The organism is Pseudomonas sp. 5Vm1k (genome assembly GCF_056161485.1).
The window spans coordinates 81,627-106,202 of the sequence record NZ_JBSPCZ010000016.1; the positions used below are offsets into that span (position 1 = coordinate 81,627).

At 57.9% G+C, this 24,576-nt stretch carries 21 protein-coding genes and 1 other RNA gene; 9 read left to right on the plus strand and 13 right to left on the minus strand.

Going from position 1 to position 24,576, the window contains the following annotated elements; all coding sequences use genetic code 11:
- Positions 1-36: 36 nt before the first annotated feature.
- The 10 genes from ACWIKB_RS26100 to ACWIKB_RS26145 all read right to left on the minus strand — a co-directional run bounded on the left by ACWIKB_RS26100 (position 37) and on the right by ACWIKB_RS26145 (position 12,662).
- Positions 37-1,731: a DUF262 domain-containing protein gene (locus ACWIKB_RS26100; RefSeq protein WP_224796872.1), complete on the minus strand. Its 1,695-nt coding sequence runs from the start codon at positions 1,729-1,731 to the stop codon at positions 37-39.
- A gap of 122 nt (positions 1,732-1,853) precedes the next feature.
- Positions 1,854-2,354 carry a nucleotidyl transferase AbiEii/AbiGii toxin family protein gene (locus ACWIKB_RS26105; RefSeq protein ID WP_475270437.1) on the minus strand — a complete coding sequence of 167 codons (501 nt, stop codon included), beginning with the start codon at positions 2,352-2,354 and terminating at the stop codon, positions 1,854-1,856.
- 283 nt (positions 2,355-2,637) lie between these two features.
- Complete coding sequence (locus ACWIKB_RS26110; RefSeq protein ID WP_475270438.1) at positions 2,638-3,894, minus strand: integrase domain-containing protein; 1,257 nt, start codon at positions 3,892-3,894, stop codon at positions 2,638-2,640.
- Between the two features lie 187 nt (positions 3,895-4,081).
- Positions 4,082-4,475, minus strand: a transfer-messenger RNA (tmRNA) gene (gene ssrA / locus ACWIKB_RS26115).
- A 95-nt stretch (positions 4,476-4,570) separates the two neighbouring features.
- Positions 4,571-4,849, minus strand: coding sequence for a hypothetical protein (locus ACWIKB_RS26120; protein ID WP_475270378.1), 279 nt, complete (start codon positions 4,847-4,849; stop codon positions 4,571-4,573).
- 214 nt (positions 4,850-5,063) lie between these two features.
- Positions 5,064-7,874, minus strand: a complete 2,811-nt coding sequence (locus ACWIKB_RS26125) for an FAD-binding and (Fe-S)-binding domain-containing protein (RefSeq protein ID WP_475270379.1) — start codon at positions 7,872-7,874, stop codon at positions 5,064-5,066.
- Positions 7,871-8,542 carry a LutC/YkgG family protein gene (locus ACWIKB_RS26130; protein ID WP_475270380.1) on the minus strand — a complete coding sequence of 224 codons (672 nt, stop codon included), beginning with the start codon at positions 8,540-8,542 and terminating at the stop codon, positions 7,871-7,873. Before ACWIKB_RS26130 ends, ACWIKB_RS26125 begins: the two co-directional genes overlap by 4 nt.
- A complete protein-coding gene (locus ACWIKB_RS26135; RefSeq protein WP_475270381.1) occupies positions 8,542-9,996 on the minus strand; it encodes a LutB/LldF family L-lactate oxidation iron-sulfur protein in 1,455 nt (484 codons plus the stop codon). Before ACWIKB_RS26135 ends, ACWIKB_RS26130 begins: the two co-directional genes overlap by 1 nt.
- Positions 9,993-10,817, minus strand: a complete 825-nt coding sequence (locus ACWIKB_RS26140; protein ID WP_475270382.1) for a (Fe-S)-binding protein — start codon at positions 10,815-10,817, stop codon at positions 9,993-9,995. Before ACWIKB_RS26140 ends, ACWIKB_RS26135 begins: the two co-directional genes overlap by 4 nt.
- A gap of 150 nt (positions 10,818-10,967) precedes the next feature.
- Positions 10,968-12,662 carry a lactate permease LctP family transporter gene (locus tag ACWIKB_RS26145; protein ID WP_475270383.1) on the minus strand — a complete coding sequence of 565 codons (1,695 nt, stop codon included), beginning with the start codon at positions 12,660-12,662 and terminating at the stop codon, positions 10,968-10,970.
- A gap of 261 nt (positions 12,663-12,923) precedes the next feature.
- Here ACWIKB_RS26145 and ACWIKB_RS26150 point away from each other — a divergent pair, with 261 nt between their 5' ends.
- Positions 12,924-13,691: an FCD domain-containing protein gene (locus tag ACWIKB_RS26150; protein ID WP_475270384.1), complete on the plus strand. Its 768-nt coding sequence runs from the start codon at positions 12,924-12,926 to the stop codon at positions 13,689-13,691.
- A gap of 155 nt (positions 13,692-13,846) precedes the next feature.
- Here the strand turns inward: ACWIKB_RS26150 and smpB are convergent, their stop codons facing one another.
- A complete protein-coding gene (gene smpB, locus ACWIKB_RS26155) occupies positions 13,847-14,329 on the minus strand; it encodes an SsrA-binding protein SmpB (RefSeq protein ID WP_007900551.1) in 483 nt (160 codons plus the stop codon).
- 118 nt (positions 14,330-14,447) lie between these two features.
- Here smpB and ACWIKB_RS26160 point away from each other — a divergent pair, with 118 nt between their 5' ends.
- From ACWIKB_RS26160 to ACWIKB_RS26170, 3 genes are read left to right on the plus strand one after another with little or no spacing between them, the layout of a single operon-like run.
- Positions 14,448-15,851 (plus strand): sodium-dependent transporter, encoded by a 1,404-nt coding sequence (locus tag ACWIKB_RS26160; RefSeq protein WP_475270385.1) that lies wholly within the window; start codon positions 14,448-14,450, stop codon positions 15,849-15,851.
- A 7-nt stretch (positions 15,852-15,858) separates the two neighbouring features.
- Positions 15,859-16,293, plus strand: coding sequence for a type II toxin-antitoxin system RatA family toxin (locus tag ACWIKB_RS26165; RefSeq protein WP_054050071.1), 435 nt, complete (start codon positions 15,859-15,861; stop codon positions 16,291-16,293).
- Complete coding sequence (locus tag ACWIKB_RS26170; RefSeq protein ID WP_475270386.1) at positions 16,286-16,600, plus strand: RnfH family protein; 315 nt, start codon at positions 16,286-16,288, stop codon at positions 16,598-16,600. Before ACWIKB_RS26165 ends, ACWIKB_RS26170 begins: the two co-directional genes overlap by 8 nt.
- 61 nt (positions 16,601-16,661) lie before the next feature.
- Here ACWIKB_RS26170 and ACWIKB_RS26175 read toward each other — a convergent pair whose 3' ends face one another.
- Positions 16,662-17,189, minus strand: a complete 528-nt coding sequence (locus tag ACWIKB_RS26175) for an outer membrane protein assembly factor BamE (protein WP_475270387.1) — start codon at positions 17,187-17,189, stop codon at positions 16,662-16,664.
- Positions 17,190-17,286: 97 nt separating this feature from the next.
- Between ACWIKB_RS26175 and fur the strand changes: the two genes are divergently transcribed.
- Positions 17,287-17,691 (plus strand): ferric iron uptake transcriptional regulator, encoded by a 405-nt coding sequence (fur, locus tag ACWIKB_RS26180; protein ID WP_003197684.1) that lies wholly within the window; start codon positions 17,287-17,289, stop codon positions 17,689-17,691.
- A 75-nt stretch (positions 17,692-17,766) separates the two neighbouring features.
- Here the strand turns inward: fur and recN are convergent, their stop codons facing one another.
- Complete coding sequence (gene recN / locus ACWIKB_RS26185) at positions 17,767-19,440, minus strand: DNA repair protein RecN (RefSeq protein ID WP_475270388.1); 1,674 nt, start codon at positions 19,438-19,440, stop codon at positions 17,767-17,769.
- Between the two features lie 241 nt (positions 19,441-19,681).
- Here recN and grpE point away from each other — a divergent pair, with 241 nt between their 5' ends.
- From grpE to dapB, 4 genes are all read left to right on the plus strand, one after another.
- The gene (grpE, locus tag ACWIKB_RS26190) at positions 19,682-20,248 is read left to right on the plus strand and encodes a nucleotide exchange factor GrpE (protein WP_149657647.1); all 567 of its coding nucleotides are present in this window, start codon (positions 19,682-19,684) and stop codon (positions 20,246-20,248) included.
- A 102-nt stretch (positions 20,249-20,350) separates the two neighbouring features.
- Complete coding sequence (dnaK, locus tag ACWIKB_RS26195) at positions 20,351-22,267, plus strand: molecular chaperone DnaK (protein ID WP_475270389.1); 1,917 nt, start codon at positions 20,351-20,353, stop codon at positions 22,265-22,267.
- Between the two features lie 297 nt (positions 22,268-22,564).
- On the plus strand, positions 22,565-23,689 hold the full coding sequence (gene dnaJ / locus ACWIKB_RS26200) for a molecular chaperone DnaJ (protein ID WP_007933514.1): 1,125 nt from the start codon (positions 22,565-22,567) through the stop codon (positions 23,687-23,689).
- 9 nt (positions 23,690-23,698) lie between these two features.
- Positions 23,699-24,505 (plus strand): 4-hydroxy-tetrahydrodipicolinate reductase, encoded by an 807-nt coding sequence (dapB, locus tag ACWIKB_RS26205; protein WP_475270391.1) that lies wholly within the window; start codon positions 23,699-23,701, stop codon positions 24,503-24,505.
- The last annotated feature ends 71 nt before the right edge of the window (positions 24,506-24,576 follow it).

Consider the following 24,576-nt stretch of genomic DNA (forward strand, 5'->3'; position numbering starts at 1 on the left):
CCCAGTTTTTTAGACCAGGGCCGGAGCGCAATTTACTTAAAGTTCAGCCATCAGCGCGGCGACGATTTTATCGTGACGAACCTGGATTGCATCTTGATCCCAAACGCTACCAGCGCTGGCAAACTTCGCTATTTCCCGTTGTTGGGCGTTGTGCTGGTAGGTTGCCAGTTTCTCGGCGAACGGGATGTTTCCCACTGCACAGTTGTGGGATTTGGACACCAGCAGGTAATTGCCGAGGCAGTTGAGGTATTCGCCTTTGAAGATTTCGTCGTAGGTACCGTAGCCATGTGGGCGGGCTGTGGGCTCGGTGGAAGGAGCGATATGTTCCAGCTCTGGACGCTTGATGTCGCTATAGCGCTGCGGCTCGTAGCCGCGTTGACCCTGACCTTTCAGGTGCACTTCATATTTCCATAGCAGGTGCTTGGCGGTCGGGTGACCGATTTCAACTTCCAGCGCCTCCGCCAGCTTTTCGTTGTTCCAATAGGCCCACCACCAATTTTTTGTAGTCTTGAGGTAGTCGATGAGTTCAAGGACCGGAGCTATCGACGGCGCGTCGCTGGTAAACGCCTCGTAAGCATCATTGATGCGGGAAGTGATATCCGCACGGGTGCCAATCAAGCGATGGCGGATGATCAGGCTCTCAAAGGCGACGCAAAGCTGGTTCTTGTCCGATAGGGGAAGGCCAAAGCGGTAGGCCTTGAGAATAAATGGCAATACAACCGCGATCCCGCCCAAAGTCACCAGTGAGTGGATCGGAAAACTGTTTCGCTCGTCATCGCCGAAGAAAACCGACAAATGCTCGAAACTGATAGCCAGTGAATTGGTGAAATCTTTCACAAATTCAAGAGGCGCCTCTGCTGCGAGCATCTTGTCAATCCGGTCCAGCGCGCCGCTTTCCCATAGGGAATTGAAGTGAACGCGCAAGGTGTACTGCAGCACGTCGTCTTCATTGATCCGGTATTCAATCGCCGAGATCGACTTGTAGATGGTCTCGAAGCGATTCTGGATCTCTTCGATCAGGCTGTCTTTCGCTTGTTGGTCTTCGCCATGAAGATGGATGGCATACATGAATTGCGCCTTCACCACCTCCAGGTTGGACGGGCGCTTGCCGCGGTTGTTCTGGAAGATGAACATCTGGATGGCTTCAGCCTCGTCTCGCACCGGGTGCGTACTGCACGATGCCTGGGACACAATCCGCAGCATGTCGGTCAAGTAGGCTTCAGGCTGAGCGCCCAGCTTCTTTTTGAAGAAGTCGAACGCATTGATGAGTCGTTGGGCGGATGTGGTCAGCGAAGCAGGGGCGGCCGTTCTGGACTGGTTGATCACATAATCGACAAAGGTCTGGTTGTCGTAGTCGACCGTCTTGAAGCGGATCTGACTTTCCCGTTTGATCATGTCTTTGTAGCGGTCCTGCTCATCTTCGGTCAGGGCGCGCTTTGCTTGCAGGCACGCGAACAAGGCCGCCAGAAACAGCGTGATCGTGGTCAGGCGCTGCTGGCCGTCAATAACCCGATACTCTCCCTGCGTCTGTTCAAACAGGAAATGGCCGAAGTAATAAGGGCTGCGGGAATTACTGCTGCGGTAGGCTTCCAGGTCGGAGAGAAACACCTGTGTCTGGCTGGCGCGGCTCGAACCTTCGGCTGGCGTGTCCCAGGCATAGGCGCGTTGGTACGCGGGCACTACGATGCGGTTGTTGGCCAGCATGCTGCGAATGGTTGACGAGGCTTCCACGGGGTATGTCCTTATGAGCGGTGGCGTTTTGCCTCATCATCGCTTGAGTCGAGATTTTTTGCATGCTTGAGCACTACATTTCGCTCGGCTCCGTCAACATCCCCCCACGCAGCCCTAGACGGCTAACCCTTGCCTAGCGCCAGCTGGTTGACGTGCTCTTGAAGTGCGGTGAGGTCTTCCATGATGCGCCCCAGTGGGTAGACATGCCCGTTCAGCATGCCTGAGCGCTCCATGGCGTAGTAGTCGTCCTCCAGTCGAGGAGAATTGTCCTGGTCTGGAATCAGATTCAGCTCACCACTGACACACCGGCCGTAGTGCGCCGTGGCACTGTTGTAGAAGACCGACTTGAGCGCTATCACGTCATCGAGCAATTCGAGGTCGTTCTTGGCAGTTGCGCCCACGTCATGCTGTAGGAGCATTGCTAGGTCGTACCAATGCCGCGAGATTCGGTCCTTGCCCTCAGAAATGGGCTTGTTGCACTGCGCATGAATCAGAGTGACCTTCTCCCAGAAGGTCCTGGCCGGCGAGAGAACCACTACCTTCTCGGCCTTTGGGAAGGCAATGCCTTCGAATAGCTCAGCAATGTCCGGCTGAATGGAGTGGACCGCATTCGGATCGATGATGTTTCAACTGCAAACGACTGGTCAGTGGCAATGCAATTAGGTGGTCAAGTGAGATGCAATTACGCAGAGCCCATGCGAGTGGGAATGCGGAGCCTTCCCGCCCGCATGGGCTTAGTCAAAAGGCCCCAAGAGCAAAGCTTGCAACGGCGACAGTCGCCACTTCTGTCGCCATGCTGCAGACCAGGTATTACGTGGGTTGTCGCCGCTGTCGCCGCTGTCGCCAAATCATCCATCACTCCATCTGGGGAGTCATCCTCGGTTACCTGCGGCGTCCGGTGAGCGCTCACCGTATCGGCACGACGTTGTGGTCCCTGGTTTGATTGATCGCAGATGCCGACAGGTTGCCAGTGGCCGCTTTCTGGATGTGCTCACTCCACCAAGCCATCATCGGACGCCGGCGCTCGATGTAGTCAGCTCGGTTGTAAGCGCTTCGGACTTCGTCCTTGTCGACATGCGCCAGCGCGACTTCGATCAGCTCCGGATCCCACCCATGCTCGTTCAGGATGGTGCTGGCCATGGAGCGCATGCCGTGGCTGACCAAGCGGTCCTGGAAGCCCATGCGTTTCAACGCCATGTTGGCGGTCTGGCTGTTGGCGTGGGTGCGAGGGTTTCTATCTGCCGGGAACACGTATTCCCTATGGCCGCTGTGGGGCTTTAGCGTCTCCAGTAACGCGAGTGCCTGTTCGGTCAGCGGGATGGTGTGCGGACGACGCTTTTTCATGCGCTCCGGCGGGATGGTCCAGATGCGTTTGTCGAAGTCGATGTCTGCCCATCGGGTGGTGGCCGCTTCGGCAGGACGGGTCATGGTGTGCAGTTGCCATTCGATCAGGCAGCGGGTGATCCGCTTGATGCTGGCGTTCGCGATTTCGATCATGAGCTCGGAAAGCTCATCGGGTCGTAGAGCGGCCATGTTCTGTTTCTTGGGTTTCTTGAATACCGCGCGAATGCCACTGAGGGGGTTCGCAAAGATCAGTCCTGAATTGACCCCGTAGGTAATGATCTCGTTGAGCCGTTGGCTCAATCGCTTCACTGTTTCGAGGCTGCCTTTGGCCTCAATCGGGCGAAGCAGTTCGATGACCATAGGTGCACTGATTTTTGAGAGTGGCGTTGTTTTCAGGCTCGGAAATACATGCAGCGTGAGCGAGCGCCAGATGTCTTCGGCGTACGCCGGCGTGACGGAGTCCTTCTTCAGCTCGAACCAGGCGGTGGCCACGTTTTCAAACGTGTGTTCCGTCTCCGCTCGTTTGGCTTCGTCCTGTGCATTGCGTTGCACTTTGGGATCAATGCCTTGTGCAAGCAGCTCGCGTGCTTCCACCACTTTCTTCCTGGCGTTCGCTAGCGAGAGCTCTGGGTACGTGCCCAGCCCCATATTGATACGGTTTTTTGTTACCGGCTCGCGGTAATTGAAGTTCCACAGCATCGAGCCATTGCTCCTGACCCGGAGCTGAAGGCCGTCACCATCGCTGAGGACGTAATCCTTGTCTTTTGCCTTGACTGCCTTGAGCTGGCGGTCAGAGAGGCGGAGGGCTGGAGCAGGCATGAGAGCTACCTCTGACACCGTTTTGGTATTCCAAAAAATAGCACCGGAGAGCTTGGAATACCATTTGGAATACCCAAACGGCTGGAACTCAAAAAACCTTTGAGGAGCCCAGTAGCGCTGAAACCCTTGATTTAACTGGATTTCAGGCACAAAAAAAGACGTCCGTGGACGTCTTTAGATGATGAAGTGGTGGAGCCGGGGGGATTTGAACCCCCGTCCGCCAGTACTCCGCTGTCGGTACTACATGCGTAGCCGTTTCTATTAAGTTAACCCTCAGCGACCCGAAGGGCAGGGTGCTTTGGGCGAGTTGTGTAAGTTTTAGCCGCTTCGTCCACAACGTACTGCACGGCGATTCTGTTCTATATGACAATCACTTTGGGTTTACAGACATCCCCTGATGATTGCTGGACCCGAAGGTACCAGGAGGGAAGGGCTAAGGCTGCTTACGCAGCGAGAGCGTATTCCCCGTAGGTTTCGTCATTGGCAACTATAGAAAGTTGCAACAGTGGATTTACGAGTTCTGTTACCAACTCGGCATGCACCTAAAGTTTCGCAACCGGCGTCGAATCCTAAACGGCCCCGAGCCTGTTGCTCTGTGGATCTTGGTGAGCAACAAGCCTGCGCAGTGTACGCCAACGCAGCTCAGAAGGCCAACCCGAAGGTTGGCCTCGACTGATTATGGATTGGGTTCGCTGGACAGTTTGTCGGCGCGAGCCAGTGCCTGGGTGGCCTCAGTCACGCATTTCTTTTCGTCCCCGGCGGATTTGGAGGCTTCGGCGCTAGCCTGTAGCCTTTTGATTTCCATCGTGGTGTTTTCAGACGTCGCCGGTAACGTGGTGACTTTGTCTCTGAGCTCTTGCAACTTGGCAGTACAGAGGTCGTTGTCCGCAGCGAATACCGGAGAGGCCAACATTGCAGCGGAAATGAACAGACCAGCGAGTGCGGTACGTTTCATGGGTATCTCCTTGAGCTGATGGTCTCGGTGCTGCCGAACGATCTGGCGGCTCTGCCGAGGTATTGATTAGCCACGTTCGTTGGGGCTTAACTAAATGACTACAGGCGTGCGCAGGAATTCGGTTTTTTTTAAAAGCGCTATGAAAAACCCTGTTGATCAGAGAAAAGAGCACTAAAAAGGGGCGCATTTGCCCCTTTGAACTAGTGAAAATGCGTCAAGCCGATTTGGCGCGAGTGACTCGGTCCACCAGATAAACCAGCCCGTGGTAGTCAATTCCACCGTGTTGCGTCAGACCAATCTCGCAGGTGCGACTGGTCGAAATCCCCTCACTGCAATGCTGCACCGCATCTTTCAACGAGCGCAGCGAATGCGCATTCAACTCCGGCGTGGTGAAGCCCTTGTCACCCGCAAACCCACAACAATGAATGCCTTCAGGAATGACCACATTCTTGCTGCACTTGCGCGCCAGATCGATCAACGCCTGGCTCTCACCCAAGTGCTGAGTGCTGCAGGTGACATGCACTGCAATCGGCGCTTCCTGCGGTGTGAAATCCAGACGCTCCATCAAATGCGTACGGATGAAACGCACCGGGTCGTACAGGTCCAGGCGCACTTCGCCGAGGTCTTGAACCAGCCGCAACGTACAGGGACTGGTGTCGCAGTAGATCGGATCGAGCCCCCCGCGACTGGCGTGCAGAAGTGCGCCTATCAATTCCTGGCGTTTGTGTTCGGCCTGTTCGGCGTAGCCCTTGGAGGCGAACGGCTGACCGCAGCAAAGGTTGTCCAGGTTGTCCGGAAAGACGACTTGGTAACCGGCCTTTTCCAGCAGCCCACGGGTTTTGTCGTACAGCGACATCTGCTCTTTATCACCCGCCGCCGGGCCCATTGCCCGCGACACGCAAGCCGCCAAGTACACCACCCGAGGGCGTTCGTCCGACACAACCGGGCTGAAGCGAATGGCTTTTTCCGGCTGCGGCATGGCGTTGGTCCATTGCGGGACCTGGCCTTTGGATAACCGTGTGAGCGTTGCCGAGAGCTTCGCCAGGCGCGGCGCCCCGAGCAGCATCCGCGCACCATTGGCGACGTGCAGGGTGAAGCGCGCACCTTGCAGTGCAGTGGCGAAATTTCCTTCAAGCCAATTGGCTGTTTTCGTGTTCGTAGCCTTACGACTGCGCAGCTTTTTCACCAGCTCGCCGGTGTTGATTCCTACGGGGCAACGTTGTGCACATAGCCCGGTGGCGGCGCAGGTGTCGATGCCTTGATATTCGTAAGCGGCTTCGAGTTCGGTGGTATCTACGCCGGCGCGTTTCTTCGCCTGAATGTCCCGCCAGATCACGATGCGCTGGCGCGGGCTCAGGGTCAGGCCTTTCGACGGGCAGACCGGCTCGCAGAAACCGCACTCGATGCACTTATCCACAATCTCGTCGGCGGCTGGCAGCGGCTTCAGGTGTTTGAGGTGAATCTGCGGATCGTCGCTGAGCACCACGTCGGGGTTGAGAATGCCGTTCGGGTCGAGCAGGCGTTTGAGTTGCCACATCAACTGATAGGCATCGCTGCCCCATTCCAGTTCGACGAAGGGCGCCATGTTGCGACCAGTGCCGTGTTCCGCCTTCAGCGAACCACCGAACTCCACAGCCACCAGTTGCGCCACGTCGTCCATGAACGCCTGGTAGCGTGCGACTTCTTCCGGATTATTGAAGCCTTGGGTGAAGACGAAGTGCAGATTGCCTTCCAGTGCGTGTCCGAAAAGGATCGCTTCGTCGTAGTGATGTTTGTCGAACAACTCGATCAAGCGGTTCACGCCGATGGCCAGTTGTTCCACAGGGAAGGTCACGTCTTCGATGATCACCGTGGTGCCGGTTTTGCGTACTGCGCCGACCGCGGGAAAGGTGTCTTTGCGGATCGCCCACAGTTTGGCGTTTTCCGCCGGGTCTTCGGTGAAGTCGACTTGCTTCTCCACCGGGAACGAGGCCAGGGACGTCATGATCTGAGCCAGTTGTTCGCGCAGCAAAGTGGGCGAGGCGGCGCGGGATTCGATCAGCAAGGCGCAGGCATTGTTCGACAGCTGCTGTACGAAAGCGGGCATGCCGGGTTTGTCCTGCACCGAACGCAGACTGCGGCGGTCCAGCAGCTCCACGGCAGACACCGGTTGGCTTTTCAGCACGGTCACGGCGTTACAGCAGGTTTCCACATCCGGGAAGACGATCAGCGCCGATGCTTTGTTCGGATGGTCGATCACCGTGTCGTAAGTCACCGCGCTGATGAAGCCGAGAGTGCCTTCGGAACCCACAAGCAAATGGCTCAAGATGTCCACTGGCTCATCGAAATCCACCAGCGCATTGAGGGACAAACCGGTGGTATTTTTCAGACGATATTTGTGGCGGATTCTTGCAGCCAGTTCGGAATTGGCGCGGGTCTCGCGGCCTAACGTCGCCAGACGCTCCAACAGTTCGGAGTGGCTCTGGCGAAACGCCGCAACACTGGCTGCATCTTCGGTATCGACACGGCTGCCATCGGCCAGCACCAGACGAATTCCGGCCAGGGTGTGATAAGTATTTTGCGCCGTGCCGCAGCACATGCCGCTGGCATTGTTGGCGACGATGCCGCCGATTTTGCAGGCATTGATCGAGGCCGGGTCCGGACCGATCTTGCGCCCGAACGGTGCCAGCCAGGCGTTGGCCTGGGCGCCGATCACGCCGGGTTGCAGACGGATTTGCGTGCCTTTGCCACGAATCTCGCGACCGTTCCAGTTATCCCCCAACACGATCAATACTGAATCGCTGATGGCCTGCCCGGAAAGGCTGGTGCCGGCCGCGCGAAACGTCACCGGGACCTGATCACGTTGTGCCAGTTTCAGCAGGGAGACCACTTCGTCTTCGGACTCGACGCGGATCACCAGTTGCGGAATCAGCCGATAGAAACTGGCGTCGGTGCCGAAGGCCAAGGTCGACAGCGGATCGTCGAAGCGCCGGTCTTGTGGAATCAGTTGCTGCGCATCACGCAGGAAAGCCGCCGGTAAGGTCATTGGTCCTCCAGGATCAACACCACCAAGTCTTTCGGACCGTGGGCGCCGTAAGCCAGTACCTGTTCGATGTCGGCCGTCTTCGACGGGCCGGACACCAACAAGGCGTTGGTCGGCATACCTTGGGCCCATTCGAATTCCTGCTGCACTTGATAGAAGTTGTCGCGGATTTCACTGGCCTTGAGCAGGGCGAAATGCACCGGCGGCACCAGGCTCATCAGGCGCGGTTCTTCCCGCGTCGGCCAGAGAATCAGACTACCCGTCGCGGCGATTGCGCCTAGGGTGGTGGTGAGGCTGGCCGGGGTGTCGTTAAACAATTCGGCTTTCCATTCCTCTACCGGGCGGTCGTAGGATTTGAGCGTTGGCAGGCCGGGATTTTTCGACCAGTGCTGCGTGATGCGTTGACCGTGGGGCGTCGTCGGCGCGATCAACAGGCTCGGCAGCTGGCGATCCCTTAAAAGTTGCGCCAACAGTTCGGTCCAATCTTCGCCCGAGGTCAGATGTATTTCGGTGTGCACCGCTTCCATCAGTTTGCGCAGTTGCGGGATGCGTTGCTCAGGCGTGTAGGTGTAGGGCGTGGTCAGCAGTTCGACGTCGAACTCGTCAGGTACCGGTGTAGTGCCGGTCAGACTGTTCCGCAATTTGGCGAGGATATTTTGCTTGGCGCTCATCAACGGTCTCCCTGTTTGGCCAGATGCTCGCGGGCCATGTCATGCAGTGAGCGGGCAGCGGGTTTTGGCGCGCTGTGGTTTTGCGTCCATGGGCCAACATTGCTTGGCGCGAGGGCGCGGAGCCGTGTGGCGAAGAAGCCGAACAAACGATAGAGCGTCGGCGAGCTGTTGAGTTTCGCCCAGGCGTTCCAGATAAAGCGTTCCTTGCGCGAATACTTGCTGCCTTGGCCGCGCATGACTTTATGCGGACTGTCCGGGGCTTTGACGTTTTCTTCCCTCAGGCGTCGCAGCAGTGACGGGATCGGAATTTTTACCGGGCAGACTTCACCGCAGGCGCCGCACAGCGACGAGGCACTCGGATGGTCCGGGACTTTCGCCAGACCGACCATGTGCGGGGTGATGATTTTTCCGATAGGCCCAGGGTAAACCTCCCCATAGGCGTGGCCGCCGATTCGAGTGTAGACCGGGCAATGATTCATACACGCGCCGCAGCGGATGCAGTTCAGGGTCTGGCGAAGTTCGCTGTCGGCAAAGGCTTGGCTGCGACCGTTGTCGAGCAATACCAGGTGCACTTCTTGAGGACCGTCGAGTTCATGCTCTTTGCGCGGCCCGGAGATCATGTTGACGTAAGTGGTGATCGGCTGGCCCAGCGCGGAGCGGGTCAGCAGCGACAGCAACGGGACCACGTCCCGCAGGTTTTCAACGACTTTTTCGATGCCGGTCACCGCGATGTGCACCGGCGGAACCGTGGTGGTCATGCGCCCGTTGCCTTCGTTTTCCACCAGCAGCAGAGTGCCGGTTTCGGCCACGGCGAAGTTGACGCCGGAGACGCCGATGTCCGCTTCGAAGAATTTCTGTCGCAAGACTTTGCGACCGATCTGAATAAGTTGGTCAACGTCCTTGGTGTACTCCACGCCAAGTTTGTCGTGGAACAAGGACGCGACCTGACCGGCATTCTTGTGGATCGCCGGCATAATAATGTGTGAAGGCTTCTCGTGGTCGAGCTGGACGATGTACTCGCCCATGTCCGATTCCAAGCATTCAATGCCCTGATCAGCGAGGAAATGATTCATTTCCATCTCTTCGCTGACCATCGATTTGCCCTTGATCACTTGCCGCCCCTCGTGAGCGCGGATGATCGATAAGACGATGCCATTGGCCTCGTCCACCGTTTCCGCCCAGTGCACTGTCACACCGTTGCGGGTCAGGTTCTGTTCAAGCTGCTCGAGCAGGTCGGGCAACTTGGATAACGCACGGGCGCGGACAGCATTGCCCAGCACACGCAAATGTTCTCTTTCGTGGGCATCGCTGAAAGACGCTGCCCGTTTTGTCATCAGTGAATCCATCGCGCTGCGAAAGTTGTTTCGCAGTTGCGTGTCAGCCAAAGCCTCGTGAGCCCTGGCGCGAAAATCTTCTTCCACGGCAACCGTAGGAATAATCGCGGAAGCGTTCATTGAACACCTCCGGTGCGCTGCCAAAGGAAACTGGCCAGGTGTTGGCCGCGCAACGCTTCCTTCTGTTTCTCCAGCGAGCCATTGATGTTCATCAGGCAGCCGCAATCGGCACTTAGTACCTGGTGCGCGCCGGATTCTTTCAACGAGCGGGTCTTGTCAGCCACCATCGCGCCGGAAATGTCTGGCATACGGACGCTGAAAGTCCCACCAAAGCCACAGCATTCACTTTCGTGGCTGTGCTCGACCCGTTCCACATTGCCCAACTGCGCCAATAACTCGCGGCCATGCAGGTGTGTGTTCATCTCGCGACGTGCCGAGCACGAGGTGTGCAGAGCCACTTTGACCGGTTCGCCGCTGTCCTTGAGCTGCACCTTGCAAACAAACAGCAGGAACTCCGCCAATTCATAAGTCCGGGCGGCGAGCGCTTGAACCTGTTTTAGTGTGTCCGGCTCGTCCTTGAACAAGTCGGCGTAGTGTTCGCGCAACATGCCTGCGCAAGAGCCCGACGGCACCACCACCGGAAAATCCCCGGCAAACAATGCCAGTTGTGAGCGCGCCACGGTCCGGGCCTGCTCGGTGTAACCCGAGGTGTAGGCCGGTTGCCCGCAGCAGCTTTGCCCTTGCGGGTAGTCGACACGAATGCCTTCGCGTTCCAGCAGGTGAATCGCGTCCATCCCGGCTTCGGGGTAGAACAAATCCACCACGCAGGTCCCGAACAAGTAGACCCGTGACGGTTTTTCGCTGGGGTATTGCCGAGGCTTGGGCAGTTGCGGGGCGACGCGGGTCGCGTTCGGCACGGCGTTGTAAAAAAGCTCGCTCATCAGGCGTGTCTCCGGGTTGTCCCGGTTATCCGTCCGTTGAGGCTGCTGAATATAGAGCGGCAAGCTTTCAGCAGCCTTACAGACCGGGTAGTGAATAGCTGACGCCGGAATCGTGGTCCGGCGTCGGTTTTTTCGGTGTTGCGCGTAGTCTTAGTGCACCAGCATCCCGGTAAGCCAATAAGCCTGGACGTAGGTGATCAGGCCAACGATCGTGGCGAAGAACAGGCTGTGCTTGAGGGTGAAGCGGAACAGATCCGATTCCTTACCGACTAGCCCGGTCGCGGCGCAAGCCACGGCGATTGATTGCGGCGAGATCATCTTGCCGGTCACGCCGCCGCTGGTGTTCGCAGCCACCAGCAACACATCGCTGACACCAATCTGGTGCGCGGTGGTCGCTTGTAACGAGCTGAACAACGCGTTCGAGGACGTATCGGAACCGGTCAGGAACACGCCCAGCCAGCCGAGGAATGGTGAGAAGAACGGGAACGCCGCACCCGTCGCGGCCAGCACCAAGGCCATGGTCGAAGACATGCCCGAGTAGTTGGTGACGAAGGCAAACGCCAGCACCATGCCAATGGACAGAATTGGCCAGCGCAGTTCGTAGAAGGTCTCTTTCAATGTGGTAAGACCAATTTTGAAATTGATCTTAAGCACCAGCATCGAGATCAGCGCCGAGAAGAAAATCGCCGTGCCGGTCGCGGAAATCGGATCAAGTTTGAACACCGCTGGAATGGCAGTCGGAACCGTCACGATCGGCGCGACCTTGATCACCATTTGATCAAGGTGCGGGATGGCGAAGTTGAACACCCAGCTGTACATCGAACCGCCAGCGGCAAACATCGCCTTGAACGGTTTCAGGGTCCAGATGGTGACCAGCACGGTGAGGATCAGGAACGGCGACCATGCTTTGAAAATTTCCAAAAGACTGTAGGGCGAAGCCACGGTTGTGCGCTTCTGGCCGAAACCGCCGACACTGGCGGTGACCACGGAAGCCGAGACGGCGCCGGCGATGTGCTGGCCGGCGGCGCGTTTTGGCTGCCAGACTTTCAGGAACAGCGTCAGGGAAATCAGGCTGACCAGTGCTGACGTGATGTCTGGCAGTTCCGGACCGATGAAGTTCGAAGTGAAGTACTGGGTGATGGCAAAGCTCAAACCCGCCACCAGTGCGGCCGGCCAGGTTTCCCGAACGCCGCGCAAACCGTCCATCATGAACACCAGCCAGAACGGCACGAACAGCGACAGCAGCGGCAGTTGCCGACCGGTCATGGCGCCGATCTTGAAGGCGTCGATGCCAGTAACTTGCCCGGCAACAATGATCGGAATCCCCAAGGCACCGAACGCGACGGGCGCGGTGTTGGCTATCAGGCACAGGCCGGCGGCGTACAGCGGGTTGAAGCCAAGTCCTACAAGCAGTGCGGCGGTAATCGCTACCGGCGCACCGAAACCGGCTGCACCTTCCAGGAACGCACCGAAGCAGAAGCCGATCAGCAGCACTTGCAGGCGCTGGTCATCAGTGATCGACAGCACCGAGCTGCGGATTACTTCGAACTGGCCGCTCTTGACCGTCAGTTTGTAGAGGAACACTGCCGCGACGATGATCCAGGCAATCGGCCACAGGCCGTAGGCGAAGCCATACCCGGCTGCTGCGAACGCCATATCCACCGGCATCTGGAAAGCGAAGATTGCTACGGCAATCGACAAGGCGAGGGTAATGCTGCCGGCCACGTGGCCTTTGAGGCGGAACACGGCCAAGGCCAGGAAGAAAAATACGATGGGGATGACGGCCGCGAGTGCGGACACGCCGAGACTGCCGAGCGGGCTGTAGAGCTGTTGCCAGGTTTGCATATGGGGTGGCCCCTAATTGTTGTTGGTCAGGCACTGTCAGCGTTCTTGGTTAATTGGTAATACCAATTTACAATCGCTGTTGGCTAGGGTAAAAGCCTTGTAGGTGGTGTGTCAATTTGCCGCCCTAAAACTTTTGTCGAATAAGCGGTGCAGAACGCATCTGATCTGTTCGATCAAACGTCGTCTGGTAGGTGCTGCCACAGCGCCGATAGGCCAGAATAGAGACCCCGGCGAGCTGCCGGGATCGTGGAGAAATGAGTTATGGGGTTTGATCAGATTCGTCAGCGCCGTTTGTCTGACGATATTGTCGAGCGGCTCGAGGGGATGATTCTCGAGGGCACGCTGAAGTCCGGCGAGCGTTTGCCGGCCGAACGCGCGTTGGCCGAGCAGTTCGGTGTATCACGCCCTTCGTTGCGCGAAGCGATTCAGAAACTGGCGGCCAAGGGCTTGTTGGTCAGTCGCCAGGGCGGCGGAAATTATGTGGTGGATTCCTTGGGCTCGACGTTCAGCGATCCACTGCTGCATCTGCTGGAAAGCAATCCCGAGGCCCAGCGTGATCTGCTGGAGTTTCGCCATACTCTGGAAGCGTCTTGCGCCTATTACGCGGCATTGCGGGCCACCGATGTCGATCGCGAGCGGCTGACGGCGGCGTTCGAAGAGCTGCAGGATTGCTACACGCGTCACGACGAAGTGAGTCGGGCGGAAGAGGGCGCGGCGGACGCGAAATTCCACTTGGCGATTGCCGAGGCCAGTCACAACGCAGTGTTGCTGCACACCATTCGCGGGTTGTTCGATTTGCTCAAGCGCAACGTGGTGACCAACATTGGTGGGATGTACAAGCAGCGCACCGAGACTCGCGACATGCTGATCAGTCAGCACCGGGAGTTGTACCTGGCGATTATCGAAGGGCGGGCGGAGCAGGCGCGTGAAGTCTCCAGCCGACACATTTTGTATGTGCAGGAAGTGCTGGAAGAAGTGCGTCAGGAAGTGCAGCGCATGGCTCGTGCGGAGCGGCGCAAGGGGATGTAGTTGGTTTTCAGTTCATTGTGGCGAGGGAGCTTGCTCCCGCCGGGGCGCGAAGCGGCCTTCGCTTGTCGAGGTCGCCATGAAAATAGATGGCGACTGCTTCGTAGCCGAGCGGGAGCAAGCTCCCTCGCCACAGGAGCCGCGATCAGGCCGAAAGATTAATCTTCCTTGCCCTTGTTCCGCACCGCACGCTGCAACTCACGACCAGCGTCGCGTTCGCGTTCGGTATCACGCTTGTCGTATTCCTTCTTGCCCTTGCCCAGAGCGATCTCGCACTTGACCATGTGCTTGCTCCAGTACCAGGACAGGCACACACAGGCATAGCCTTTTTGCTGCACGGCGGCGGCGAGTTTTTCCAGCTCGCGGCGGTTGAGCAGCAATTTACGGGTGCGGGTCGGGTCTGCAATGACGTGAGTGCTGGCGGTCATCAGCGGCGTAATGTGACTGCCGAGCAGCCAGGCTTCGCCATCCTTGAGCAGCACATAACTGTCAACAAGCTGTAGCTTGCTTGCCCGCAGACTTTTTACTTCCCAGCCGGCCAGGACCAGACCAGCCTCGAACTTATGTTCGATGAAGTAATCGTGTCGCGCCTTTTTATTTTGCGCGATGGTCCCTGTTGGGTGTTTCTTCTGTTTAGCCATAGGGGCGGCATTATAGGGAGTTGCAAGCAAGTCGGCTACGGTATCGCTACGTGCTTGAGCAGGTTGATTGAATCCCGGACAATGCGGCCTCTTTTTTGAACGGTTGGGCGTGATAACGATGTCGACAGACAAGGTTTCTGTCCACGGCAGTTGGGCTAGCCGCTGGGTTTTCATACTCGCCGCGACCGGATCGGCCGTGGGGCTGGGTAGCATCTGGAAATTCCCGTACATGGTCGGCGTTTATGGCGGCGGCGCCTTCGTGTTGATGTTTTTGGTCTGTATCGCGTTGATCGGTGTGCCGGTCATGCTGGCGGAAACCCTGATTGGTCGCCGCGCGCGTCAAAGCCCGGCCAACGCCTTGAAGGTGTTGGCGGTAGAGGCGGGGCATTCCGGGAAGTGGTCCTGGGGCGCATTCGCCGGGATGATCACGGCGTTGCTGATCCTCTCTTTCTATAGTGTGGTCGGCGGTTGGTCGCTGGATTACATCATCGACATGGGGCGGGGCGACTTTCAGGGCGTGACGGCGGATAAGGTCGGTGCTTATTTCGGCAATGTGATCGCCGATCCGTGGCGCCTGACACTTTGGCACACGATTTTTATGCTGTTGTCCGCCGTGGTGATCGCCAAAGGCGTGGTCGCGGGACTTGAGCGCAGCCTGCGAATCATGATGCCGTTGCTGTTCGTGATGATTCTGGTGCTGCTGGGTTACAGCATGACCACCGGGCATTTCATGGAAGGCGTGCATTTCATGTTCGACTTCCACCCGGAAAAAGTCCTCGACGGCTTGCTGCCTGCCATGGGGCACGCGTTTTTCTCCCTCAGCGTCGGCGTGGGTTCGATCATGATCTACGGCGCCTATATGCCGAAGAACTCCTCGATCTCCGGCACCGTGGTTGGCGTGGCGTTGCTGGATACCTTCGTTTCACTGGTGGCCGGCCTGGCATTGTTTCCGATTGTGTTCGCCGCGGGCCTGAACCCGAGCGAAGGCCCTGGCCTGATGTTTGTCAGTCTGCCATTTGCCTTTGGTAACGTAGCGTTCGGCCAGTTGATGGGCGTAGTGTTCTTCGTACTGGTCGCGGTTGCCGCTTGGAGTTCGGCTATTTCTTTGCTCGAGCCGATGGTGGCTTACCTGGTGGAACGCACAAAAATCAGCCGCGCCTGGGTGACGTTCTGGCTGGCATTTACCTGCTGGTTCGTCGGTCTGGGCACGGTGTTTTCCTTCAATATCTGGAAGGAAGCCAAATTTTTCGTGAACGAAGGCGGGATGTTCCATCTCTACCAATGGGGCGCGACCGGCGGCCTGGACTTCTTTGGTGTGATCGACTTCTTCACCTCGCGGATCATGTTGCCACTCGGTGGTTTGTGTTTCGTGGTGTTTGCAGGCTGGATCATGGGGCGTGAAGCGGTTCGTGATGAGTTGTCGATCCGCAGCCCGATGTTGTTCAACCTGTCCCTGTTCTTGATGCGCTATGTGGCGCCCATCGGCATTCTCGTAGTGTTTGCCGCCCAGCTGTGGAAGTGACGCTGACATGACGACACATATTCAACGTTCGGCCTTGCTGCCGTATCCGGCGCAAGCCCTCTATGACCTGGTCAACGACGTGGCGCGTTATCCGGAATTCCTGCCGTGGTGCTCCGCGGCCGAAGTGCTGGAAAGCTCCCCTGAGCATATGCGCGCCAGTGTTGGTGTGGCCAAGGGTGGCCTGAGTCAGCATTTCGTGACGCGCAATACGCTGGTGCCCGGGCATTCGATCGAGATGAACCTCGAAGAAGGCCCGTTCAACCAGTTGCACGGCGTCTGGGTGTTCAAGCCATTGGGCGAGAAGGCCTGCAAGATCAGCCTGGACCTGTCGTTCGATTACGCCGGGCCGATCGTGCGCGCCACGCTGGGGCCATTGTTCAATCAGGCGGCGAACACGCTGGTGGACGCGTTCTGTCAGCGCGCCAAGCAGATGCATGGTTGAGTCGGTGATCGAGATTGAGGTGGTGTATGCCGCCGTTGATCGTCAGGTGCTGCTGACCGTGGCGGTGCCGGCGGGCGTGACGGTTCGGGCAGCGCTGCTCGAATCTGGCGTAGGTGCCGAGTTTCCAGAGCTGGATTTGAGCGGTTGTCCGGTGGGGATCTTCGGCAAGGTGATCGCCGATCCCGACACTCGTGTGGTTCAGGCGGGTGATCGCATCGAAATTTATCGACCGCTACTCGCCGATCCGAAAGAAGTCCGCCGCTTGCGCGCGGCCAAGGCTGCCGAGGCCAAAGCGCGCAATCAGTGATCGGATCAATCGCCAGGCAATAAAAAACCCGGACATGCCGGGTTTTTTATTGCGTCGCAAATTATTGCGGCGTGGTGTCCAGCGGTGCTGGCGTCGGGACTGGAACGGTTTCTACACCGTCGACATCCTTCTGGATCTGGTCCAGCAACGAACCTGGTTTTACCGGTTTTTCCGGTTTTGGCTTCTCGGCGTTTTCTGCTGGAGCGGTCACGGGAGTGCCGGGTTCCTTGCCGAGAATGGCTTCGTCGCGGCTCACGCCAGGCATAAAATCACCCGACAGGCTGACAAGCTGGTCATTAGGGTTGAAGATAACGCTTATGCGTTCCTGTTGGCGTTCACCACCACCCGGTTGCAGGCTATACAGGTAATCCCAGCGATCGGCATGGAACGTGTCGGTCAGCAGAGGGTTACCCATGATAAACCGTACTTGCCGGCGGGTCATTCCCGGGCGTAACTGGTCTATCATGTCCTGCGTGACGACATTGCCCTGCTGGATGTCGATTTTGTAAACCCCGGGGAATGAACAACCGGCGAGTGCGAGCAGTCCCACGAAGGTGAAACTGGTTAGCAAGAGCTTGGTGTTTTGCATCGGTGGGCGACTTCCACTATCTTGGCTGGGACAACGTAAACGCCGATCATACCCGCATTAAGAGAAGCTGCGAAGCAGCATCGCGAGAAAGCTGACCATGGTTGAAAATAGCGAACTACGCAAAGCCGGCCTCAAAGTGACCCTGCCACGGGTCAAAATTCTGCAAATGCTCGATTCCGCCGAGCAACGCCACATGAGTGCCGAGGATGTTTACAAGGCGCTGATGGAGGCTGGTGAGGACGTCGGTCTGGCCACGGTTTACCGTGTACTGACTCAGTTCGAGGCAGCTGGGCTTGTGGTGCGACACAACTTCGACGGCGGTCATGCAGTCTTCGAACTGGACGACGGCAAGCATCACGACCATATGGTCAACGTCGAGACCAGTGAAGTGATCGAGTTCTTCGACGAAGAAATCGAGCGTCTTCAGAAGGCGATCGTCGACAAGTATGGTTTCGAGATGGTGGATCACAATCTCGTGCTGTACGTGCGCAAGAAAAAGTAAGCATGTCGCGCGAACAGGATGTTCGCGAAACGAGCGAAGGCGACCCAAGGGTCGCCTTCGTGCTTTCTGCTTATCTTAAATTTTGGCGGTGATGACCATTTTCTTCGCGTGGGCCAGGGATTCCTTCGTCAGATCGATACCCCCGAGCATGCGCGCGACTTCTTCGACGCGATCATTCTTGCTCAGCTTGGACACGGCCGTATGGGTTGCATCCTCTCCGCGTACCTTGTGAACAAACAGATGCTGGTGACCCTGCGCCGCCACTTGCGGCAGGTGAGTGACTGTCAGCACCTGCCCGCGCTCCCCGAGCCGGCGTAGCAACTGGCCGACGATTTCGGCAGTCGGGCCGCCAATGCCCACGTCCACCTCGTCGAATACCAGGGTCGGCACCCGAGAGGTCTGCGCGGTGATGACCTGGATCGCCAGACTGATCCGCGACAGCTCGCCACCCGAAGCCACTTTTGCCAGGGCTTTCATCGGTTGCCCAGGGTTGGCGCTGACCAGCAGTTCTACCTGTTCAAGGCCGTTGGGCAGCAGTTCATTGCTGCTATTGGGGCGCAGTTCGATAGTGAAGCGGCCCCCCGGCATGCCCAGTCGCTGGATTTCCTGTTCCACGGCGCTGGCCAGGCTGCCCGAGGCCTGATGGCGCAAGTCGCTCAGGTCGCGGGCCTTCTCTTGGTAATGACGGGCGTAAGACGCCAGTTCATCGCTCAGGCGCTCGATGGATTCGTCGTTGGCATTCAGGGTTTCGATTTCATCCAGCAACTTTTGCTGCATCTCGGCCACGTCGGTTGGCTGGATGCGGTGTTTGCGCGCCAGTGTGTAAATCGCATCGAGGCGCTCCTCCAAATATTGAAGGCGCGCCGGGTCGGCATCGAAGTTGTCGAGGAAGCGGTTCAGTTCGCCAACGGCTTCTTCAACCTGAATCTGCGCGCTGGTCAGCAGGCTGCTGGCTTCGCCCAAGGCACCGATTGAGTTGTTTACGCTCGACAGGCGGTTGAGGCTGGCGGTCAGGGCGTTCAGCACATTGCCGGAATCACTTTCGCTGCATTGCTCGACCACTTGTCGGCAGATGCCGAGCAAGGTTTCGGCGTTGGTCAGGTTCTTGTGTTCCTGTTCCAATTGCTCCAGCTCGTTTTCGCCGAGGCCGAGGTTTTCCAGCTCTTCGAGTTGATAGCTCAGCAATTGATGGCGGGCGCGCTGCTCATCGCCGGAGTTGGACAGGCGTTCCAGCTCCTGGCGGGTCTGGCGCCAACGCTGGGCGGCCAGTTGCACCTGGCGGGCGAGATCCGTGGCGCCGGCGTACTCGTCGAGCAGGCGGCGGTGGGTGTCGGTCTTGAGCAGGGATTGGTGTTCATGCTGGCTGTGGATATCAATCAGCAACTCGCCCAAGGCCTTGAGATCGCCAAGCGGGCAGGGCGTGCCATTGATATAACCGCGCGAACGGCCTTCAGCGGTAATCACCCGGCGCAGGATGCACGGACCGTCGCTTTCCAGGTCGCGCTCGGCCAGCCAGGCACTGGCTTCCGGGATGTCGACCAGGTCGAAGGTTGCCAGGATGTCGGCCTTGTCGGCGCCGGGGCGAACCACGCCGCTGTCGGCGCGATCACCCAGGGTCAGGCCCAGGGCGTCGAGCATGATCGACTTGCCGGCGCCGGTTTCCCCTGTGATGACGCTCATCCCGCGATCGAGTTCGAGATCGAGATGTTCAACGATGGCGTAGTTATGTACGGACAGGTGCACCAGCATAAAGGCCGCTCCCAGGCTTTAGGTCTGGTTATTTATACAGTGTTTTATTTGCGCCTGACAATGCCCTCGCTTAGCTCGATTTGCTTGGTCCGACGAAATCGTTAGCGCGCGAGGGAATGACAATGCTGCTCTTTTTGTAGGGTTAATCCTCCCGTACCCCTTGAAGCTGAATTTTGCGGCCCCATATAGCTGGGCAGAAGCGCGAGTTGAGCTCGCGGACGATATTGAAAGGAGAAATTCTATGGCTGACGAACAGACAGTGGATACGCAAAATCTCGACGCCGATCAGGCTGCCCAGGTTTCGGGTGATGAGCTGGCGGCTCGTGTACAAGTGCTCGAAGAGCAATTGGCTGGTGCTCATGATCAGGCTTTGCGTGTAGCGGCTGATCTGCAGAACGTCCGCCGTCGCGCCGAGCAGGATGTCGAAAAGGCTCACAAGTTTGCGCTGGAAAAATTCGCCGGCGACCTGCTGCCGATCATCGACAGCCTGGAGCGTGGCCTGGAGTTGTCCAACCCGGATGACGAAAGCATTCGCCCAATGCGCGAAGGCATCGAACTGACCCTGAAAATGTTCCAGGACACCCTGAAGCGTTATCAGCTGGAAGCGATCGATCCGCATGGCGAACCGTTCAACGCCGTTCATCATCAGGCGATGGCCATGCAAGAAAGCGCCGATGTCGAGCCGAACAGCGTGCTCAAGGTGTTCCAGAAGGGTTACCAGCTCAATGGTCGCCTGCTGCGCCCGGCCATGGTCGTGGTCAGCAAGGCCCCTGCGCCGGTTTCGCCTTCTATTGATGAGCAGGCTTGAAATCAGCCGCAAGGCCCCCATTTATAAGTCAAGCGTTTAAGTGCTACCGCAGTTAGCCACCACTGCTGCGGCAACCAAATCCAAAGTTTCGGGAGAGTTAACATGGGCAAAATTATCGGTATCGACCTGGGGACTACCAACTCCTGCGTCTCCGTGCTTGAAAACGGCGTAGCCAAAGTTATTGAAAACGCTGAAGGCGCGCGTACCACGCCGTCGATTATCGCGTATGCCAACGATGGCGAAATCCTCGTTGGCCAGTCGGCCAAGCGTCAGGCTGTGACCAATCCGCACAACACCCTGTACGCGGTGAAGCGTTTGATCGGTCGTAAGTTCGACGAAGAAGTCGTACAGAAAGACATCAAGATGGTCCCGTACAAAATCGCCAAGGCTGATAACGGCGACGCATGGGTTGAAGTGAACGGCCAGAAAATGTCGCCGCCACAGATCTCGGCTGAAATTCTGAAGAAAATGAAGAAGACCGCCGAAGACTACCTCGGCGAGCCAGTGACTGAAGCGGTGATCACCGTTCCGGCCTACTTCAACGACAGCCAGCGCCAGGCGACCAAAGACGCCGGTCGCATCGCGGGCCTGGACGTTAAACGTATCATCAACGAACCAACCGCAGCCGCTCTGGCTTACGGTATGGACAAGGCGAAGGGCGATCACACCGTGATCGTTTACGACTTGGGCGGCGGTACTTTCGACGTTTCCGTGATCGAAATCGCTGAAGTCGATGGCGAGCACCAGTTCGAAGTGTTGGCCACCAACGGTGACACGTTCCTGGGCGGTGAAGACTTTGACATTCGTCTGATCGACTACCTCGTTGACGAATTCAAGAAAGAAAGCGGCATGAACCTTAAAGGTGACCCGCTGGCCATGCAGCGCCTGAAAGAAGCCGCTGAAAAAGCCAAGATCGAACTGTCTTCGAGCAATTCGACCGACGTGAACCTGCCGTACATCACTGCAGACGCTACCGGTCCTAAGCACTTGAACGTGAAAATCTCCCGCGCCAAGCTTGAAGCGCTGGTGGAAGACCTGGTTCAACGCACCATCGAACCTTGCCGCATCGCTCTGAAAGACTCCGGTATCGACGTTGGCGCGATCAACGACGTGATCCTGGTTGGCGGTCAGACCCGTATGCCACTGGTTCAGAAGCTGGTCACCGAGTTCTTCGGTAAAGAAGCTCGTAAAGACGTGAACCCAGACGAAGCTGTTGCCATGGGTGCTGCTATCCAGGGCGCGGTATTGGCCGGCGACGTGAAAGACGTTCTGCTGCTGGACGTTAGCCCGCTGACCCTGGGTATCGAAACCATGGGTGGCGTGATGACCGCGCTGATCGAGAAAAACACCACGATTCCTACCAAGAAATCGCAAGTGTTCTCGACTGCCGACGACAACCAAGGCGCTGTGACCATTCACGTGCTGCAAGGTGAGCGTAAGCAAGCGGCTCAGAACAAGTCCCTGGGCAAGTTCGACCTGGCCGAGATTCCACCAGCACCACGTGGCGTGCCACAAATTGAAGTGACCTTCGACATCGACGCCAACGGCATCCTGCACGTAGGCGCCAAAGACAAGGCTACTGGCAAGACTCAGTCGATCGTGATCAAGGCCAACTCCGGTCTGTCCGAGGAAGAGATTCAGCAGATGATTCGCGATGCTGAAGCCAACGTCGACGCTGACCGTCAGTTCGAAGAGCTGGCCGCTGCCCGTAACCAGGGTGATGCGCTGGTTCACTCGACCCGCAAAATGGTTGCTGACGCTGGGGACAAAGTGACCGCTGAAGAGAAGACTGCAATCGAAGCTGCAGTAGTTGCCCTGGAAGCCGCCGTCAAAGGCGACGACAAGGCTGCTATCGACGCCAAGGTTGAAGAGCTGTCGAAAGTCTCCGCGCCAGTGGCTCAGAAAATGTACGCCGAGCAGGCTCAGCCAGCTGAAGGCGCTGCACCGCACGACGAAAAAGCTGAAAAGGCTGACGACGTTGTCGATGCTGAGTTCGAAGAAGTCAAAGACCACAAGTAAGTTGTTGGTCGGCCAGTTGACTGCCTTTGGGCAGTGACTGGTAGGATGTCGCCGCGCGGGGGCTTGCTCCCGCGTTGGCGTGTCTGGAGTAAGCGAATTTTTACAGCATGCGACAGCGTTCGGATGTTGGTGGTATGGCCGGGAATGCTCCTGCTTTCCGAGCCGCAAGTACTGCAATGAATCAAAGACCAGGATCGTTGAATTGACGTGAGTTGGGTCCGGGCCTGTATTGGGGCTCAACGAGTTTGGCAAAGCTCAGGAGGGGTTTGCCGAACGTCCTTAAGAGTGCAAAGACTTATGGCAAAGCGTGACTATTACGAAGTGTTGGGTGTTGAGCGCGGCTCAAGCGAAGCGGACCTGAAAAAGGCCTACCGGCGCCTGGCGATGAAGCATCACCCGGACCGTAATCCTGACGACAAAGCGTCGGAAGAGATGTTCAAGGAGGCCAACGAGGCCTACGAGGTGCTGTCCGATTCCAGCAAGCGCGCGGCGTACGACCAGTACGGTCATGCCGGTGTCGACCCGAGCATGGGTGGCGGCGGTGCCGGGTTTGGCGGTCAGAACTTCTCCGACATCTTTGGTGATGTCTTCAGTGACTTCTTCGGTGGCGGTCGCGGCGGTTCCCGTGGCGGCGCTCAGCGCGGTAGCGACCTGCGCTACACCCTGGAGCTGAACCTGGAAGAAGCGGTGCGCGGCACGACCGTGAATATCCGTGTTCCGACACTGGTCAACTGCAAGCCGTGCGACGGTTCGGGTGCCAAGAAAGGCTCCTCGCCGATCACTTGCCCAACGTGCGGTGGTATCGGTCAGGTTCGCATGCAGCAAGGCTTCTTCTCGGTGCAGCAAACCTGCCCGCGCTGCCATGGCCAGGGCAAGATCATTTCCGATCCGTGTGATTCGTGCCACGGCGAAGGTCGTGTCGAAGAGTACAAAACCCTATCCGTGAAAGTGCCGGCCGGTGTTGATACCGGTGACCGTATTCGCTTGTCCGGCGAAGGCGAGGCGGGCGCCCAGGGTGGTCCAACTGGCGACTTGTACGTGGTGATCAACGTGCGTGAGCACGCGATCTTCCAGCGCGATGGCAAGCACCTGTTCTGCGAAGTGCCGATCAGCTTTGTCGATGCGGCGCTGGGCGGCGAGCTGGAGATTCCGACCCTTGATGGTCGGGTCAAACTGAAAATTCCGGAAGGGACTCAGACCGGTAAGCAGTTTCGTGTTCGCGGCAAGGGTGTTGCGCCCGTGCGTGGCGGTGGTGCTGGCGACCTGATGTGTCGTGTCGCGGTGGAAACCCCGGTTAATCTGGGGCGTCGTCAGCGCGAATTGCTCGAAGAGTTCCGCAGTTCCCTGGCGGACGACAACAGCCATTCGCCGAAAACCACTGGTTGGTTCGAAGGCGTGAAGCGCTTCTTCGGCGATTTGTAAGGAGTGAACATGCGACGTATTGCGGTGATGGGCGCTGCCGGGCGCATGGGCAAGATCCTGGTTGAGGCGGTGCAGCAACGCGCGCCGCAGACCGGTCTGACAGCGGCCATCGTGCGCCCTGGCAGCACGCTGATTGGCGTGGATGCAGGTGAGCTGGCTTCGCTGGGGCGAATTGGCGTGCCGCTGTCCGGTCATGTGGAAGCGGTGGCTGAAGAGTTCGATGTGTTGATCGACTTCACTCTCCCGGAAGTCATGCTGAAAAACCTGGCGTTCTGTCGTAAGGCAGGCAAGGCCATGGTGATCGGCACTACCGGGTTGGACGCTGCGCAGAAGCAGTTGCTGGCCGAGGCGGGCAAGGATATTCCGATCGTGTTCGCGGCCAATTTCAGTGTGGGTGTGAACCTGTCGCTGAAGCTGCTCGACATGGCTGCTCGGGTGCTGGGCGATGAGGCGGATATCGAAATCATCGAGGCCCATCATCGGCACAAGATCGATGCGCCTTCAGGTACAGCGCTGCGTATGGGCGAAGTGATCGCCGGTGCTTTGGGTCGTGATCTGCAGAAGGTCGCGGTCTACGGTCGTGAAGGCCATACCGGTGTGCGCGAGCGCGAAACCATCGGCTTCGCCACTGTTCGTGGTGGTGATGTGGTGGGCGATCATACGGTGCTGTTCGCCTGCGAGGGTGAGCGCCTGGAGATCACGCACAAGGCATCCAGTCGCATGACCTTCGCCAAGGGCGCGGTACGTGCTGCGTTGTGGCTTGATGGGCGCGAGGCTGGCCTCTACGACATGCAAGACGTGCTCGACCTGCGTTAAGATGCGCCCGAAATCGGGTTCAAACAGCGTGTTTGAGCCCGGTTTTACACCGCCAAGCGACGTCCTGTCGC